General features: G+C 66.2%; 18 protein-coding genes. 14 read left to right on the plus strand and 4 right to left on the minus strand.

All coding sequences use genetic code 11. The features are described from left to right. The first annotated feature begins 146 nt into the window (after positions 1–146). From ACFV4R_RS07090 to ACFV4R_RS07110, 5 genes are read left to right on the plus strand one after another with little or no spacing between them, the layout of a single operon-like run. Positions 147–608: an Asp23/Gls24 family envelope stress response protein gene (locus tag ACFV4R_RS07090; protein WP_091717909.1), complete on the plus strand. Its 462-nt coding sequence runs from the start codon at positions 147–149 to the stop codon at positions 606–608. Then, positions 605–796, plus strand: a complete 192-nt coding sequence (locus ACFV4R_RS07095; protein ID WP_056076947.1) for a hypothetical protein — start codon at positions 605–607, stop codon at positions 794–796. Before ACFV4R_RS07090 ends, ACFV4R_RS07095 begins: the two co-directional genes overlap by 4 nt. Next, the gene (locus tag ACFV4R_RS07100) at positions 793–1,170 is read left to right on the plus strand and encodes a hypothetical protein (RefSeq protein WP_377201701.1); all 378 of its coding nucleotides are present in this window, start codon (positions 793–795) and stop codon (positions 1,168–1,170) included. The genes ACFV4R_RS07095 and ACFV4R_RS07100 overlap by 4 nt, the downstream gene beginning before the upstream one ends. Continuing rightward, complete coding sequence (locus ACFV4R_RS07105; protein ID WP_377201702.1) at positions 1,167–1,823, plus strand: hypothetical protein; 657 nt, start codon at positions 1,167–1,169, stop codon at positions 1,821–1,823. The genes ACFV4R_RS07100 and ACFV4R_RS07105 overlap by 4 nt, the downstream gene beginning before the upstream one ends. After that, complete coding sequence (locus ACFV4R_RS07110; RefSeq protein WP_377201703.1) at positions 1,820–2,431, plus strand: hypothetical protein; 612 nt, start codon at positions 1,820–1,822, stop codon at positions 2,429–2,431. Before ACFV4R_RS07105 ends, ACFV4R_RS07110 begins: the two co-directional genes overlap by 4 nt. Positions 2,432–2,471: 40 nt before the next feature. Here the strand turns inward: ACFV4R_RS07110 and ACFV4R_RS07115 are convergent, their stop codons facing one another. Next, a complete protein-coding gene (locus ACFV4R_RS07115; RefSeq protein WP_377201704.1) occupies positions 2,472–4,310 on the minus strand; it encodes a glycoside hydrolase family 13 protein in 1,839 nt (612 codons plus the stop codon). A 139-nt stretch (positions 4,311–4,449) separates the two neighbouring features. Between ACFV4R_RS07115 and ACFV4R_RS07120 the strand changes: the two genes are divergently transcribed. The 5 genes from ACFV4R_RS07120 (at position 4,450) to ACFV4R_RS07140 (ending at position 9,097) form a co-directional block, all read left to right on the plus strand. After that, positions 4,450–5,736 (plus strand): ABC transporter substrate-binding protein, encoded by a 1,287-nt coding sequence (locus tag ACFV4R_RS07120; RefSeq protein ID WP_377201705.1) that lies wholly within the window; start codon positions 4,450–4,452, stop codon positions 5,734–5,736. Between the two features lie 6 nt (positions 5,737–5,742). Further along, entirely contained in the window at positions 5,743–6,780 is a 1,038-nt protein-coding gene (locus ACFV4R_RS07125) for a carbohydrate ABC transporter permease (protein ID WP_377201706.1), read from the plus strand. Continuing rightward, positions 6,777–7,673: a carbohydrate ABC transporter permease gene (locus ACFV4R_RS07130; protein WP_056076932.1), complete on the plus strand. Its 897-nt coding sequence runs from the start codon at positions 6,777–6,779 to the stop codon at positions 7,671–7,673. Before ACFV4R_RS07125 ends, ACFV4R_RS07130 begins: the two co-directional genes overlap by 4 nt. After that, positions 7,670–7,918: a hypothetical protein gene (locus tag ACFV4R_RS07135; protein WP_091717924.1), complete on the plus strand. Its 249-nt coding sequence runs from the start codon at positions 7,670–7,672 to the stop codon at positions 7,916–7,918. The genes ACFV4R_RS07130 and ACFV4R_RS07135 overlap by 4 nt, the downstream gene beginning before the upstream one ends. 126 nt (positions 7,919–8,044) lie before the next feature. Further along, positions 8,045–9,097: a LacI family DNA-binding transcriptional regulator gene (locus ACFV4R_RS07140; RefSeq protein WP_377201707.1), complete on the plus strand. Its 1,053-nt coding sequence runs from the start codon at positions 8,045–8,047 to the stop codon at positions 9,095–9,097. A gap of 45 nt (positions 9,098–9,142) precedes the next feature. On the opposite strand, the gene ACFV4R_RS07145 is transcribed toward ACFV4R_RS07140, so the two are convergent. Together ACFV4R_RS07145 and ACFV4R_RS07150 are read right to left on the minus strand one after the other, a co-directional pair. After that, positions 9,143–10,036, minus strand: a complete 894-nt coding sequence (locus tag ACFV4R_RS07145) for a hypothetical protein (RefSeq protein WP_377201708.1) — start codon at positions 10,034–10,036, stop codon at positions 9,143–9,145. A gap of 34 nt (positions 10,037–10,070) precedes the next feature. Next, positions 10,071–10,877: an exodeoxyribonuclease III gene (locus ACFV4R_RS07150; RefSeq protein WP_377201709.1), complete on the minus strand. Its 807-nt coding sequence runs from the start codon at positions 10,875–10,877 to the stop codon at positions 10,071–10,073. Between the two features lie 198 nt (positions 10,878–11,075). Between ACFV4R_RS07150 and ACFV4R_RS07155 the strand changes: the two genes are divergently transcribed. From ACFV4R_RS07155 to ACFV4R_RS07170, 4 genes are read left to right on the plus strand one after another with little or no spacing between them, the layout of a single operon-like run. Continuing rightward, the gene (locus ACFV4R_RS07155; RefSeq protein WP_377201710.1) at positions 11,076–12,575 is read left to right on the plus strand and encodes a CoA-acylating methylmalonate-semialdehyde dehydrogenase; all 1,500 of its coding nucleotides are present in this window, start codon (positions 11,076–11,078) and stop codon (positions 12,573–12,575) included. After that, a complete protein-coding gene (locus ACFV4R_RS07160) occupies positions 12,575–13,690 on the plus strand; it encodes an enoyl-CoA hydratase/isomerase family protein (protein WP_377201711.1) in 1,116 nt (371 codons plus the stop codon). The genes ACFV4R_RS07155 and ACFV4R_RS07160 overlap by 1 nt, the downstream gene beginning before the upstream one ends. Next, positions 13,683–14,642 carry a 3-hydroxyisobutyrate dehydrogenase gene (gene mmsB, locus ACFV4R_RS07165; RefSeq protein WP_377201712.1) on the plus strand — a complete coding sequence of 320 codons (960 nt, stop codon included), beginning with the start codon at positions 13,683–13,685 and terminating at the stop codon, positions 14,640–14,642. Before ACFV4R_RS07160 ends, mmsB begins: the two co-directional genes overlap by 8 nt. Next, positions 14,639–15,415, plus strand: a complete 777-nt coding sequence (locus ACFV4R_RS07170) for an enoyl-CoA hydratase (RefSeq protein ID WP_377201713.1) — start codon at positions 14,639–14,641, stop codon at positions 15,413–15,415. Before mmsB ends, ACFV4R_RS07170 begins: the two co-directional genes overlap by 4 nt. Here the strand turns inward: ACFV4R_RS07170 and ACFV4R_RS07175 are convergent. Next, positions 15,402–16,376, minus strand: a complete 975-nt coding sequence (locus ACFV4R_RS07175) for an NAD(P)/FAD-dependent oxidoreductase (RefSeq protein WP_377201714.1) — start codon at positions 16,374–16,376, stop codon at positions 15,402–15,404. The two genes, ACFV4R_RS07170 and ACFV4R_RS07175, sit on opposite strands and share 14 nt — an antisense overlap. Positions 16,377–16,410: the final 34 nt, after the last annotated feature.

The following is a 16,410-nucleotide window of genomic DNA, read 5'->3' on the forward strand; positions in this document are numbered from 1 at the left end:
CTGGGCCTTTTAACTGCCCCGCTTGACTGTTTTCCGGTCTGGCACCGATATCCGGGGCGATTCCGGTGCAACCTGCTGCGGAGCGATTCCAGCACATCACCGCAGGCTGGGGATAGGGTTGGAAACAAAAGAAGGGGGAGTGCCTGATGGAATACCAGAACCCACAACCCACCCCGGGTGTCCACAGAGGGGCCGTGCCGGTTCCCGCCGCGGTGCCCGGGCCGGGCCGCACCGTCATTTCCGAGACCGCCGTGGCCAAGGTTGCCGGTATCGCCGCGAGGGCGGTACCCGGCGTGTACTCCCTTGGCTCGGGCCCGTCCCGGGCGCTGGGTGCCATCCGGGACGCCGTGGGCAGCACCGACCATGCCACGGGAGTCCGGGCGGAAGTCGGCGAAACGCAGGTGGCTGTCGACATCAGCCTGGTTGCCAGTTATGGCACGCCCCTGCATTCGTTGGCCAACCAGGTCCGCGCAGCGGTCTACCGGGCCGTGGAGGAACTCGTAGGGCTGCAGGTCATTGAGGTGAACGTGGAGGTCACCGACGTCTACGTGCCGCCGCCCGTCAAACCGGCAGTCTCCGGCTCTCCGGAAAGGGAGGCATTGCTGTGAACCTCACTGTGGCAGGCATCGCGATGGGTGCCTTTGTTGCTTTCATGTCCCTGCAGTTCGGCCTCTGGGGCTTCCTCGTCTCCTTGCTCTTCATGGCCATCGGAGCGCTCCTGGGCCGTGCCGCGGAAGGAAAGCTGGACCTGCGCGGCGTCCTTGACGCCATCACAGGCCGGCGTTCATCGTCATGAGCGCGCCGGCGCCGGCAGTGCCGGGGCAGGCGCTCAACGGCCATAACCGGATCAGCACGCAGGCGCTGACCAGCCTCGCTAAAGCCGCGGCGGCCCGCGAGTTCGGCGTTGACGCCCAGGACGTCCGTGCCGATTGGGCGGACGACGACGGGCTGCTGGCTTTGTCGCTTGTCACGCCTATCAGGGTCCCCCCGCTGCATGCGGCGATGGAGCAGGGGCGGATTGACTTGGTGGGCGGTTCCATCTGGCAGCGTACGGTGCAGGCCAAGGCCCGCATCCTGGCCACGGTGACCGAGCTCAGCGGAGCAAGCCTGAGCCGGGTGGACATCAGGATCAGCGGGGCAAGGATCAGCGAGGGAGGTCGGGTTCAGTGAGCAGCAGCGTGGAAACGCGGGGCAGCGACGCCCGCGGCGGCAGGGGCGGTCGCCACAATGGCCGGAGCCCGGACATGGCCAGGATCGTGCGCCGGGAAACACGTTCGACGCGTGCTGGCGTCGCCATCGTTGCCGCTGTGGTGGTCATGGCGCTGGCCGGGTACGGACTGCTGGAGGCTGCGGTGCACGCCATTGGCCAGCCGCCCTGGCTGATCGAACCTCAAGTCGCCGCAGAGCGGCTGACGACGCTTCCCGCCGGAATTTCACCCCTTCTGTTGGGTGCCATCGGCGCCGTGCTTGCCATGGTGGGACTGGTCTTCTTCCTCAACGGCGTGGCGCCGGGACGCCGCGCCCGGCACACTCTCGCCGGGGGCTGGCTCGAATCCGGCCGTCCCGCCGTCGTCATTGACGATGAAGTGATTGCTTCGTCGCTGGCCCGCCGGGCTCGGCTGGCCGCAAACGTCACGCCGGAGCAGGTAATGGTGGTGGTCTCGCAGCGCCAGGTCATGGTGAATGTCCGGCCCACGTCGGGGGTGCCCGTCGATGGAGACGCGGTCCTGGCCGCCGTCCGGGAGGAAGTGGAGCAGATGGCGCTCGATCCCTCACCTGAAGTCCGTATTAACGTGGCACCGTCCGGGGTGGTGGGAGCATGAACAGCACACCAACCGCCCTGAACCGGATCCTCCTGACGCTGCTCGGCCTGAAACTGTTGGTTGTTGGCCTCCTGCTGGTCCTGCTGGCCACCGTTCCCGCCGTCGCAGTGTGGTGGCATTCCTGGTCCGCGGCAGCCTGGAGCACCGCCAACGACGCCTTCAACGCCACCCGGTTCCCTGGCCGGACGGAAAGCTGGCTCTGGATGGTGGTGGCATTGGTCCTGCTGGTCCTGATCGGACTGATGGTTGCCTGGGTGGCCCAGCAGGGTAAGGGCCGGTCGAACCTCCTGGCATCCGAATATGATCCCGGGGAAGTCCCCGGCGATGTCCGGATCGGCGCGGGAGTGGCCGAACAGGCGCTCAAGCAGGCGCTCGCCGGCCGCCCGGATCTCGCCTCGTCCAGCGTGACCACCTACGACGTCAAGGGCACCCCGACGCTGAGGATCCGGCTGCTGCCCCGCCAGGGGGTGGCGCCGCATCTCCTGGCCGCCGAAGTCTCCGGGCTGGTTGATGCCCTGGACGCTGTGGTGGGCAGGAAGACTCCTGTCCTCATCCATATCGGCGCCGGGGCCCGGACCCGCTTCGGCAGGGCCGAGCGGGTCCGCTGACGCACTGTTCCCGGGTGGGCGTAGCTGGGCCTGGCAGGGCCTAGCCCTGCCGGCCCTGGGCATTCCCCGGATTGAGTGTGGTTGTCTTCTGCAGGTACATGGCGCAGTCCACGGGAATCTCCTGCATGCCTGCCCACTCGGCCCGCGGTTCCGGCCCGCTGGACACCGCCACGGCGTAGCCGCCAGGCACCGGGGCGCTGGCGAACCCCATGTTCGCAACCACCAGCACGTCCCCGTTGGTGAAGGCCAGCAGGCCGCTCTCCGGTGAATGGGCTTCTGCCCATTCGACGCTGCCCGTACCCAGTTTCTTCGCCGCCCGGAAAGCCAAGGCGGCGCGGTACAGCTCCAGCGTGGACCCTTCCACGGCGTCCTGCAGGTCCGCTGCGTGCGGGCCGAAGCTGTCCGGCTGCGGCAGCCAGGGTTCCGCGGCGTCCTCAGCAGGGTCCGAGAATCCGAAGCCCGGAGCCCCTGCGGTCCATGGCAACGGAACCCGGCAGCCGTCCCGGCCGATTTCCGCGCCGCTGGTGCGGAAGAACGTGGGATCCTGCCGTGCCCCGGCGGGAAGCATGGTGTGCTCCGGCAGGCCAAGTTCTTCGCCCTGGTACAGGTAGGCCGAGCCGGGAAGGGCCAGTGACACCAGGGTGGCGGCCCGCGCCCGCGCCAGTCCCAGGGAGGCGTCCGGCTGTTCGTCGTCCGGGCCAATGCCTTTAGGGAAGGATGTGGGATCGGACAGGCCAAAGCGGGTGGTGTGCCGGACGGTGTCGTGGTTGGAGAGCACCCAGGTGCACGGCGCGCCTACGGTGGCCGCAGCGGCCAGGGAGGTATCGATGGCTGCCGCCATCCGCTCCGCATCCCACCCGGCCAGCAGGAAGTCGAAGTTGAATGCCTGCTGCATCTCGTCCTGGCGGACGTAGCGGGCCAGCCGTTCCGCCGGTTCAACCCAGGCTTCGGCCACGAGCATGCGGTCGGGTCCGTACCCGGACAGCACCTTGTGCCAGTCGCGGTAGATCGCGTGGACACCTTCCTGGTCAAAGAAGGGCGACGGCGGATATACCGGCGATACTGCACGGTGCGGTTCTTCGGCGTCGGTATGGGCGCCGGGGGCATCGCCCGGGAGCAGAGGGTCCCGGTGCGGGGCAGTGCCCTCCACCATGGCAGCCACGCCGTCCCAGTCGGGCAAGCCGGCCTCCTTGACGAGACCGTGGGCGACGTCCACCCGGAAGCCATCCACACCCCGGTCCAGCCAGAACCGCAGGACGGAGCGCATCTCTTCCTGGACCTCGGCGTTGTCCCAGTTCAGGTCCGGCTGCTTGGTGTCGAAGAGATGGAGGTACCACTCGCCGTCCTGGCCGCCCGTGTCGGTGACCCGGGTCCAGGCCGGGCCGCCAAAGATCGACTTCCAGTTGTTGGGCGGCCTGTTGCCATCCCCGGACCCCGGCTCGGAGTCCTTGCCCGGCCGGAAGATGTACCTGTCCCTCTCGTTGGACCCCGGCGCCGCTGCCAGCGCTTCCCGGAACCACAGGTGCTCGTCCGAGGTGTGGTTGGGAACCAGGTCAACGATCACCTTCAGGCCCAGCCCGTGAGCATCCTGCAACATGCTGTCGAAGTCGGCCAGCGATCCGAACAGAGGGTCCACCTGGCGGTAGTCGGCCACGTCGTAGCCGCCGTCAGCCTGGGGTGACTTATAGAAAGGGGAGAGCCAGACAGCGTCCACTCCCAACCGCTCCAGGTACGGCAAGTGGGCGGTAACGCCGCGGAGATCGCCCATTCCGTCGCCGTTGGCGTCCGCGAAGGAGCGGGGATAGACCTGGTAGACCACAGCATCGGCCCACCATTCGCGGCTGCTGCTCCGGGGGCCTGGAACGGACGGGTTGGACATTTGGTTCCCCTTAGATAACTTTTTGATGTAAACGCTTGCATCAACGGCAGCAACCTTACTAGTGTGACAGGCACCACATCAACCTCACCAACAACCGCACTGTCGACTTACTTGTCTCTCAGCGAGGAGCTTCAAGCTAATGAAAACCCCTAGATTCCTTCTGCCGGTTGCCACGGCCGGCGTTCTGGCCCTTACCCTGTCCGCCTGTGCCGGCGGAGGAGGTGGCGGAACCTCGGGCGGCGGCAGCGACGCTGAAGCCAACCTCGACAGCCGGGGCCCCATCACGTACGTGCAGGGCAAGGACAACAGCAACGTTGTCCGTCCGCTGATCGAAAAGTGGAACGCCGCGCACCCGGACGAAAAGGTCACCTTCAAGGAGCAGACCGACAACGCCGACCAGCAGCACGATGACCTGGTGCAGAACTTCCAGGCAAAGAACGCGGACTACGACGTAGCCAGCGTGGACGTCGTCTGGACGGCTGAGTTCGCTGCCAAGGGCTGGCTGCAGCCGCTCAAGGACAAGATGGCCATCGACACCAAGGGCATGCTGGAGCCCACCATCGAGGCAGGTTCCTACAAGGGCACCCTCTACGCAGCTCCGGTCTCCTCCGATGGCGGCATCCTCTACTACCGCAAGGATTTGGTCCCCACACCGCCCAAGACCTGGGACGAGATGATGGGCATGTGTTCCATCGCCAAGCAGAACAACATGGGCTGCTACGCCGGTCAGTTCAAGCAGTATGAGGGCCTCACCGTCAACGCCTCGGAAGCCATCAACTCCGCCGGTGGATCCGTTCTCGACAAGGACGGCAAGCCGAACCTGAACACCCCTGAGGCCGAAGCAGGGCTGAACAACCTCGTAAAGGCGTTCAAGGACGGCAACATCCCGGCTGAAGCCATCACCTACCAGGAAGAGGAAAGCCGCCGGGCCTTCCAGGACGGCAAGCTCCTGTTCCTCCGCAACTGGCCGTACGTCTACAACCTGGCAACCACTGAAGGTTCCTCCAAGGTCAAGGACGTCCTCGGCATGGCAGCACTCCCCGGCAAGGACGGTCCCGGTGCTTCCTCCCTCGGTGGCCACAGCGCAGCCGTCAGCGTCTACTCCGACCACAAGGCCACGTCCCTGGACTTCGTGAAGTTCCTGGTTGAAGAAGAGCAGCAGAAGTTCTTCGCAACCCAGGGTTCGCTGGCCCCGGTGCTCGGTGACCTGTACCAGGACCAGGAACTGGTTGCCAAGCTGCCGTACCTGCCGGTGCTCAAGACCTCCATCGAGAATGCTGTGCCCCGGCCGGTAACGCCTTTCTACCCTGCAGTCACCAAGGCCATCCAGGACAACGCCTACGCGGCGCTGAAGGGTGAAAAGCCCGCCAAGGATGCGCTCTCCGACATGCAGAAGTCCATCGAGACCGCCGGCGCAGGATCGTAAAAAGCCATGGCTACCGAATTGGGCCCGACGCCGGTCAAGCAGCCGGCGTCGGGCGCCGCCCCGGTCCATCACGGACCAAAAGGGGTAGGCGAAGACAACAGGATTGCCAGCCAGGGCCGGTGGGCTTCCTGGCTGCTGGCTCCGACAATCGTCGCGCTGGCCATCGTGATCGTGTACCCGATCATCAGCGCTATCGTGATGTCCTTCCAAAAGGATGCCGGACTCGATCCCGTCACCGGTCTTTTCACGGACGGCGGCGCGGCCGGCATCCAGAACTACGTGAACTGGCTGGGGCAGCAGTGTGCTGCCCAAGGCGGTGGAACCGTGGCTTGTCCTCCGGGTACCCTCGGCGGGCAGTTCTGGTCCGCAACAGCCACCACCTTCTTCTTCACCGTGGTGACAGTCGGGTTTGAAACCGTCCTGGGCTTCTGGATGGCCATGATCATGGCTCGGACCTTCAAGGGTCGCAGCCTGGTCCGCGCTGCCGTCCTGGTGCCGTGGGCTATTCCCACCGCCGTCACCGCGCAGTTGTGGCTGTTCATGTTCGACTTCAACGGCATCATCAACAAGCTCTTCAATGTCTCCATCCTGTGGACCGGCAGTGAGTGGCCTGCCAAGTGGGCGGTCATCATCGCGGACACGTGGAAGACCACGCCCTTCATGGCCCTGCTGATTCTGGCCGGCCTGCAGATGATTCCGGCCGAGGTCTACGAGGCATCAAAGGTGGACGGGGCCAGTGCCTGGCAGCGCTTCCGACTGATCACGCTTCCGCTGGTCAAGCCCGCCCTGATGGTCGCCATTCTGTTCCGTACCCTTGACGCACTGAGGATGTTCGATCTGCCGTATATCCTCACCGGCGGTGCCAACAACACCACCACACTGTCCATCCTGGTGATCAATCAAATCAGGCAGGGATTCAACTCGGCGGCGGCGCTGTCAACCATCACATTCATCATCATTTTCCTGGTCGCCTTCATTTTCGTCAGGTTCCTTGGAGCGAACGTGGTGGAGCAGAGCGGCGCCAGCGGTAAGGGGAAGAAATGACCGCGGCAACTGCCCCAGCGTCTCTCCGGGCGCAGCAGGACAAGGGACGCAAGGCAGCCCAGAACAAGGAGAAATGGGCCAGCGCCAGGACGTACATCAGCGCCGCGGTCATCCTGATCTGGTGCCTGGCGCCCGCCTACTGGATGGTGGTGACGGCGTTCCGCGAGGTGGGCTTCACCTATGACACCACTCCGTGGCCAACCCACGTCACGCTGGACAACTTCCTTACTGCCTTCGACACATCGTTTGGCAACAAGTTCGGCCAGGCGCTGCTGAACAGCATCATCATCGGCGTCACTGTCACTGTGGTGTCGCTCGTCATCGGCGTTTTTGCCGCGTACGCGCTTGCCAGGCTCAACTTCCGGTTCAAGTACCTGGTGCTGGGCTTCATCCTGGGCGCTTCGATGTTCCCGGGTGTTGCCCTGATCACCCCGCTGTTCCAGCTCTTCACGAACATCGGCTGGATGGGTACCTACCAGGCGCTGATCATTCCGAACATCTCGTTCGTCCTGCCGCTGACCGTCTACACACTGACGTCCTTCTTCCGGGAAATGCCTTGGGAGTTGGAGGAGTCAGCCCGCGTGGACGGGTGCACGCAGGGACAGGCGTTCCGCAAGGTGATCATGCCGCTGGCGGCTCCGGCCATCTTCACCACGGCGATCCTGGCGTTCATCTCCTCATGGAATGAATTCCTGATTGCCAGCCAGCTGTCGAACGAACGGACCCAGCCGGTTACCGTTGCCATCGCCAGTTTCGCGGGTGCGCAGCCGAACCAGATTCCCTACACGGCCATCATGGCCGCAGGCACCATCGTCACCATTCCGCTGGTGATCCTGGTGCTGGTCTTCCAGCGCAAGATTGTTGCCGGCCTGACGGCAGGTGCAGTCAAGTGATGGGCGACGCTTCCCGCTCCCGGGCTCCGGGAGCGGGAAGCACCCGCCGCCGCGTCCGTTCGGGTGAGGACTTCGACATCATCATCGGGTTCCTCGGCTTCTGGGCCCTGGTCCTGCTGGTGGTCACTGTCTGGATGGAAGTGACGGCGCAACCCGCCCTGGGCTGGGCCTTGGGGTTGCTGGCAACCCTCCTGGCGCTCTACGGCATGATCCGCCTCCGCAGGAAACTTCCGGACCGGAGGTAGCCGTCACAGAACGGGTTACGTCCTGCGCGGTTAACACCGCATCCACGCAGAATGCGAAAATACGAATTCTTGGGGGTAACGCAGGGCGGACAGCCTTACGCTGCAAGGAGTAATTGAGGGGACACCGTGGCACGCACAACAGAGAGATCCCAGCGGGGCGGCCATAACGGAGTCAGTATCGAAGACGTTGCCGCCGCCGCCGGTGTATCAACCGCCACGGTGTCCCGGGCCGTACGGGGCCTGCCCAGGGTTTCGCCGGCCACCCGCGAGAAGATCCTGGAGGTCGCAGGAAACCTCGGTTACGTGGCATCCTCTTCAGCCTCGGGGCTGGCCACGGGGAGAACCAAAACCATAGGCGTGCTGGCCCCGTTCGTGAGCCGCTGGTTCTTCTCCAAGGCCATCGAGGGTGCCGACCGGGAACTCCATGCCCGGCAGTACAACCTCTCGCTGTTCAATCTGGGCGGCCACGGCAGCAACCGGGAACGGCTCTTCAGCAAGACCATGGTCTACAAGCAGATCGACGCCCTGCTGGTCCTTTGTATGGCACTGACCCCGGAAGAGCTGGACCACCTGCAAAAAATCGACATCCCCCTGGTGGTGGTGGGCGGCCATGTCGAGGAGTGCGCCTACATCGGCATCGATGATTACGCGGCCGCTTCCACAGCTGTCCGGCACCTGATCGACCTCGGCCATCGGGACATCGCCCTCCTCCATGGCGACGACGAAACGGACCTGAATTTCGATGTTCCACGGGTCCGCATCCTTGCCTTCAGGGACGTGATGACGGCCGCCGGCCTGAAGATCCGCCCGGAATGGGACGAATGGGGAGACTTCACGGTCCGCAGCGGGCAGGAAGCATTCCGGCGGCTGTGGTCCGGGTCCGAGGCCAAACCCACAGCAATCTTCTGTGCCTCGGACGAGATGGCCATGGGCGTCATCTTCGAGGCCGCCCGCCTCGGCGTCAACGTACCGGCGGACCTGTCAGTGGTGGGCATCGACAACCACGACTTCGCCGAGGCCATGGGCCTGACAACGGTGGGCCAGCGGCCGGACGAGCAAGCCGAGCTGGCCACCAAGATGCTTCTCGACGAACTGGACGGACAGGAAGGCGCGGTGCAGTCCGCCGTCGCGCCGCACGAACTGATGGTCCGGAGGACCACGGCGCCGCCCCAGCGTTGACCGGTCCCCAGCCGGAAATGCCAGGACGGGTAAAGGCGCCGGAACTCAGGAGGCGCGGGCCAACTGCCGGATGGGGATCCAGCGCGAGGCCAGCCGCCGGTAGGCCGCAGCCGCACCGGTCATATCGCCCTCAGCAAGGCATTCGATGCCGAGCCTGATGTCCGTGGGGGAGTCGTCCGGGTAGACCTTGTCCGCCACGGATCCGTAGTCCAGTTCAATCATCGATTCCACATGGAACTGCTCCAGCCATTCGGTCAGCTGGGCAAGATCGTCCAGCATGTCGAGGTCCGGGGCGGCCAGCGCAAGGTTGGCCACGGCGTAGCGGGCACGTTCCAGCGCATCGGTAATTGATGCCCACACGCGGACGGTGACGATCCGGCCGGCGGCCTCCACAACGTCCTTGTGGTCCGACTCCATGAACAGCGAAAACCAGCTGAAAGGGATGCCCCACGTGGACGCCCTGGTGTGCACCCGCGTGGAACCGTCCCGCGCCTTGACCAGGTCGATGCGTTCCTGGTGCCTGTCCCGCTGCTCTTCGGGGATCAGCAGTTCGGCGAGCGGTCCGTGGATCCCCTCCATCAGCGCATTGGCGGCCAGCCCGGCACGGAGCACCAGTTGGCTGGGGCAGTACAGGAGTTCCGGCTCGGCCTCCGCGCCGCCGTCGCCCTTAGGTGTCCCGCCGGGCTGGGCGGCCGGGGCGGCGGTGACCCGTACCAGGTCGGTGCGGCCGGTGGGGAACGGATCACCGCCGGGGCGGGTGATGCGTCCCAGCGAGGCGAGGAGTTCGGCGTTCTCGACGGCGGCACGTGAGGCAGTGCGCGCCCCGGCCGCCCGGATGGCTTTCCGCTGTTCCTGCGGGAACGCGTCCAGGGGTTCGTAAACGCGGAGGGTGGAGGAGAACGGCAGGCCTGCCTGGCCCCGGTAGAGGTTGCCCGTCACTGCGGTCTCCTTGGCTGGGTCCACGGCGATGACATCAGTCTGCCAGTTCCACCAGGACGGGGGCGTGGTCCGATGCGCCCTTGCCCTTGCGCTCTTCCCGGTCAATGGAGGCGCCGGTGACCCGGGCGGCCAAAGCCTTCGAGGCCAGGACGAAGTCGATGCGCATGCCTTCCTTCTTGGGGAAGCGCAGCTGGGTGTAGTCCCAGTAGGTATAGACGCCGGGGCCGGGGGTGTAGGGGCGCACCACATCGGTGAAGCCGGCCGACTCGAAGGCGTGGAACGCTTCCCGCTCCGGTGGGCTGACGTGGGTGTACCGGTTGTTGACGAAGAGGTCGATGTCCCAGACGTCGTCGTCGAAGGGGGCGATGTTCCAGTCACCCATCAGTGCCACCTGGGCCTCGGGATTATCCGTCACCAAGCCCTGTGCATGGGTCTTCAGGCTCTCGAGCCACTTGAGCTTGTAGGGCATGTGTTCGTCATCCAGGGAGCGGCCGTTGGGAATGTACAGGCTCCAGATCCGGACGCCACCGCAGGTGGCGGCCATGGCGCGGGCTTCCTGCACCGGGTCCTTGCCCGCCTTGCCGAAGGCCGGCTGGTCCAGGAACGTGCGCTCCACGTCCTCCAGCCCCACCCGGGAGGCGATGGCCACGCCGTTCCACTGGTTCACGCCGAAGTGGGCCACCTCGTAGCCCATGCGTTCGAAGAGCTCCCAGGGAAAGTTGTCGTCCTTGCACTTCGTTTCCTGGATGGCCAGGACGTCGCAGTCGCTGCGCTGGAGCCAGGCTTCAACACGGTCGGCGCGGGCACGGAGCGAGTTCACATTCCAGGTAGCTATCTTCACGCCTCCTAACTTACCGTGGCTGCCGCACCGCAGGTAAAGCCCCCGGTAAAGGCCGCGCCGCGGTCAGCCCGGCACAGCGGAGCACAGCGACGGGGCCGCCGCAGGCGCGATGGAATTTAGTAGGAAGTCCGAGTATATTCGCAACCAGAATGACCTGGGTCACTAAAAGCCGGAACACATGCGAAGGGGCATCCAGCCATGGTGCGCGAGCTTTCCCACTACATCGGCGGCCGCCACACGGGCGGAACCTCCGGACGGTTTGGTGACGTTTTTGACCCGTGCACCGGCGACGTGCAGGCACGCCTGCCGCTCGCAGGCCGGGACGAAGTGCAGTCCGCGGTGGCTGCCGCCGCGGAGGCGCAGCCCGAATGGGCGGCATTGAACCCCCAGCGGCGGGGCCGGATCCTGCTGAAGTTCGTGGACCTGGTGAACCGGAACATGGACGAACTGGCCAGGTTGCTGTCGTCCGAACACGGCAAGACCCTGGCCGACTCCATCGGTGACATCCAGCGCGGCCTGGAGGTGGTGGAGTTCGCCGCCGGAGCGCCGCACCTGCTCAAGGGGGAGTTCTCCAGCGACGCCGGCCAGGGCATCGACATCCACTCACTGCGGCAACCGCTGGGCGTCGTCGCCGGCATCACGCCCTTCAACTTTCCGGCGATGATCCCGCTCTGGAAGTCCGGCCCCGCCCTCGCCGCCGGCAACGCCTTTGTGCTTAAACCTTCGGAACGGGACCCCTCGGTGCCGCTGCGGCTCGCGGAACTGTTCAGCGAAGCAGGTGTCCCCGATGGTGTCTTCAGCGTGGTGAACGGGGACAAGGAAGCCGTGGACGCCGTCCTTGAGGATCCCCGCGTGAAAGCAGTCGGTTTCGTGGGCTCCACACCCATCGCCCAGTACATTTACGCCACGGCGGCGGCCCATGGAAAGCGGGCCCAGTGCTTCGGCGGGGCCAAGAACCACATGGTGGTGATGCCGGATGCCGACCTGGACCAGGCGGCGGATGCCCTCATCGGTTCAGGCTACGGCTCGGCAGGAGAGCGCTGCATGGCCATTTCCGTGGCCGTGCCGGTAGGGGAAGACACCGCCGACCGGCTGGTGGCCCGGCTGGAAGAACGCGTCCGGAAGCTTACGGTAGGCCACAGCCTCCAGAGCGACTCGGACTTCGGGCCAGTGGTGTCCGCAGCCGCGAGGGACCGCATCGAGGGACTCATCAGTTCGGGCGTGGACGACGGCGCCACCCTCCTCGCCGACGGACGCGGCCTCACGGTCAACGGCTACCCCGGCGGCTTCTGGGTGGGGCCGACGCTCTTCGACCACGTCACCCCGGACATGGCCATCTACCGCAACGAAATCTTCGGGCCGGTACTCAGCGTGGTCCGCGCCGCCACCTACGACGACGCACTCCGGCTCTGTACCGATAACCCGTTCGGCAACGGCGTGGCCATCTTCACCCGTGACGGCGGCTCCGCCCGGGACTTCGCCACCAGGGTGGATGTGGGCATGGTGGGGGTCAATGTTCCCATTCCGGTGCCCTTGGCCTATTTCACGTTCGGCGGCTGGAAGGCCTCCGGATTCGGGGACCTCAACCAGCACGGCGCGGACGCCTTCCGCTTCTATACCAAGACCAAAACGGTCACCACACGGTGGCCCTCGGGAATACGCCACGGAGCCAGCTTCGTGATGCCGGAAGGAAGCTGATGACGGAAACGGCCGCCGCCCCTGAAGCGGAAGTGCTCTTCACCCGGCGCGGCCGGCTGGCGGTGGCCACGCTCAACCGGCCCAAGGCGGTCAACGCACTCACCACCGGGATGGTGGAGGCACTGCTGCGGCAGCTCACCGAATGGGCGGAGGACGGCAGCGTCAGCACGGTCCTGGTGCAGGGCGCAGGCGGCCGGGGTTTGTGCGCCGGGGGAGACATCGTGGCGATCTACCGCGACATTCTCCGCGGCGGAGACGATACCGCGGACTTCTGGCAGGCCGAGTACCGGCTGAATCACCTGATCTCCCGGTACCCGAAGCCCTACGTCGCGCTGATGGACGGGCTGGTGCTGGGCGGCGGCGTGGGAATCTCGGCCCACGGCTCGGTCCGCGTGGTCACCGAGCGGACCAGGACCGGCATGCCGGAGACAACCATTGGATTTGCGCCCGACGTCGGCGGGACGCTTTTGCTGGCCGGCGCACCAGGGGAGGCGGGAACCCACGCAGCCCTCACCGGCGCCCACCTCGACGGTGCGGACGCACTGTTCCTCGGCCTGGCGGACCACTACGTTCCGTCCGGCAAGCTCGGCGAACTCACGGCAGCGCTGGAAAACGAAACCCCGGAAGACGCCGTCGGACGCTTTGCCGTGGACCCGCCGCCCTCCGGACTTGCCGGGCAGCGGCAGTGGATTGACAGCTGCTACGACTCTGCAGACGCGGAAGAGATCGTGGGGCGGCTGCGCGCCTGGACCGGAGACGGCAGCGCCGAAGCGTCCCATGCCGCCGACACCATCGAGGCGAAGTCCCCAACCTCCGTCAAGGTCACCCTGGCGTCGCTGCGGCGGGTGGCGGGGATGCCGCTGGACCGGGCGCTGGAGCAGGAGTACCGGGTGGGCCTGCGGTTCCTGGCGGCACCCGATTTCCGCGAAGGCATCCGGGCGCAGGTGGTGGACAAGGACCGCACCCCGCACTGGAAGCCGCCAACCCTGGCCGAGGTATCGATGGAGCACGTAGAACGCTTTTTCAGGCCGCTCGGCAGCAGGGAACTGGACCTCGGAACAGGTCCGGAGCCTGAACCGGAGCCGGCACAACAAGAGGAGGCGGACTATGCCTGACACCTACACCGTGGCGTTCCTGGGGCTCGGCCACATGGGCGGACCGATGGCGGTAAACCTGGTCAGGGCCGGGCACCGGGTGGCCGGGTACGACGTGGTGCCGGCGGCCCTGTACGCGGCCCGCTCCGCCGGCGTGCCCGTGGTTGGAAGTATTGCCGAGGCCGTGCCGGATGCGGACGTGGTGCTCACCATGTTTCCCAGCGGCCGGCATGTCCTGGACGCCTACCGCGGCACCGGGGGCCAGCCGGGACTGCTGGCACTGGCCGCACCCGGAACCATGTTCCTGGACTGTTCCACCATCAACGTCGACGAAGCCAGGGAAGCGGCGCAGCTGGCGCTGGGCGCAGGGCACCGGTCCGTGGATGCTCCCGTGTCCGGCGGGGTGGTGGGCGCGGAGGCCGGGACGCTCACCTTCATGGTGGGCGGTGAAGAGGAGGACTTCGACGCCGTCGGGCCGCTCCTCGACGTCATGGGCAAGCGCATCGTCCACTGCGGAGCCCACGGGGCCGGCCAGGCGGCGAAGGTCTGCAACAACCTGATCCTGGGCGTCTCGATGATCGCCGTCAGCGAGGCCTTTGTCCTTGGCGAGAAGCTGGGGCTGAGCCACCAGGCACTGTTCGACGTTGCCTCCGCCGCGTCCGGGCAATGCTGGGCCCTGACCACCAACTGCCCGGTGCCCGGCCCGGTTCCCACCAGTCCGGCCAACCGCGATTACCAGCCGGGATTCGCCGGCGCGCTGATGGCCAAGGACCTCAACCTTGCCCTCAACGCCCTGCACAGCACCGGGGTGGCCGGCCGGATGGGTCCGCTTGCCGCAGAAATCTACGATACGTTTGCCGCGGAAGGCGGTGCCGGCCAGGACTTTTCCGCGATCATCAACGACATCCGCGAAAAGTCCGGCACCGCGCCGCACAAGACCGCAACAGCGCACGACGACGGGAGTCCTGAATGACGGAATACGCCAACATCCTGGTGGAACAGCGCGGCAGGGTGGGGCTGGTGACGCTTAACCGGCCCCAGGCCCTGAATGCACTGAATAAAGCCACCATGGAGGAACTGGTGCACGCCGTCAGCACCATGGACGCTGACCCCGGAACCGGCGCCGTGGTGATCACCGGCTCCGGAAAGGCCTTCGCGGCCGGCGCCGACATTAAGGAAATGGCCTCCCAGGGCTACATGGACATGTACGCCGCGGACTGGTTCCGCGGCTGGGAGGACTTCACCCGGCTCCGTATCCCCACCATTGCTGCTGTGTCCGGGTTTGCCCTGGGCGGCGGCTGCGAACTGGCCATGATGTGCGATCTCCTCATCGCCGGGGACAACGCCAAGTTCGGCCAGCCCGAAATCAACCTCGGCGTCCTTCCCGGCATGGGTGGCTCGCAGCGGCTCACCCGCGCAGTGGGCAAGGCCAAGGCCATGGACCTGATCCTCACCGGACGGTTCATCGGGGCCGAGGAAGCCGAGCGGTCCGGCCTGGTGTCCCGCGTGGTACCCGCCGAGGACGTGGTGGCCGAGGCACTCAAGGCCGCAGAGGTCATTGCTGGCAAATCAAAGCCGGTGGCGATGGCTGCCAAGGAAGCCGTGAACGCCGCCTTCGAAACCGGGCTGGCCCAGGGTGTCGTGTTCGAGCGCCGGCTCTTCCACTCCCTGTTCGCCACCGAGGACCAGAAGGAAGGCATGGCGGCGTTCACGGAAAAGCGCGAACCGGAATTCAAGCACCGGTAACGGCCAGCGACTCCCGGTAGGCGGCGAGATCGCGGTCCATCTCCTCGGCCATCAGGGAGTTGTTGATCATCACGGCGGTCCACGACGCTGCGGCCGCGGACGCCAGGACCTGCGCCCTCATGTCCGTGACGTTGCCGGCGGCCCAGACGCCGGGCACTGACGTGGCGCCTTCGGCATCAGTTTCCAGGTAGTCCCCGATGCCCATTGGATGCGGAACCGGCGCCAGGCCAAGGCCGGCGAACGCGTCAAGGCGGGCGTGCACCCGCGTACCCACCACCACGGCGTCCACGGCCACCTCCGGGCCGCCCGCCAGCACCACGGCCTTGAGGGCATCACCGTGGACCCGTACGGTCTCGACGGCGCCGGGAACCACCTTGACGCCACGGGCGGCCAATTGCTCGAGTTCGTCGCCGGTGGGCTCCACCACGTCACTGAGGAACAGGGTGATGTCGCTGCTCCATTGCCGGAACAGCAGGGCTTGGTGTACAGACCACGGGCCGGTGCCCAGTACGCCGATGGCCTGGTCCCGGACCTCCCACCCATGGCAGAACGGACAGTGCAGCACGTCCCGGCCCCAGCGCTCGCGCAGGCCCGGGATGTCCGGCAGTTCGTCCACCAGGCCCGTGGCAATCAGTAGCCGGCGCCCGCGGAGCCGCCGGCCGTCGTCGAGCGTTAGCTCGAAGCCCTGCTCCACGCCGCCTGCGGCAGCCACTACCGTGCCGTTGATGATGTCCGCGCCATAGTGCCGCGCCTGGTCGCGGCCAGTGGCGAGGAGTTCTGCCGGACTGATTCCGTCGCGTGACAGGAAGCCGTGCACGCCGTGCGCCGGGGCATTCCGGGGCTCACCGCTGTCCACCACCGCCACCCGGCGCCGGGTCCGGCCCAGCATCAGCGCGGCGCTCAGGCCGGCGGCCCCGCCACCAACAACCAGCACATCGTAAGTCGAGTTTTGTTCAGTCATGCGTCCATCGTCTTTCCCGCCCCGACGTTCTGGC

This window comes from Pseudarthrobacter sp. NPDC059871, from assembly GCF_042731175.1.
Classification (GTDB): Bacteria; Actinomycetota; Actinomycetes; order Actinomycetales; family Micrococcaceae; genus Arthrobacter.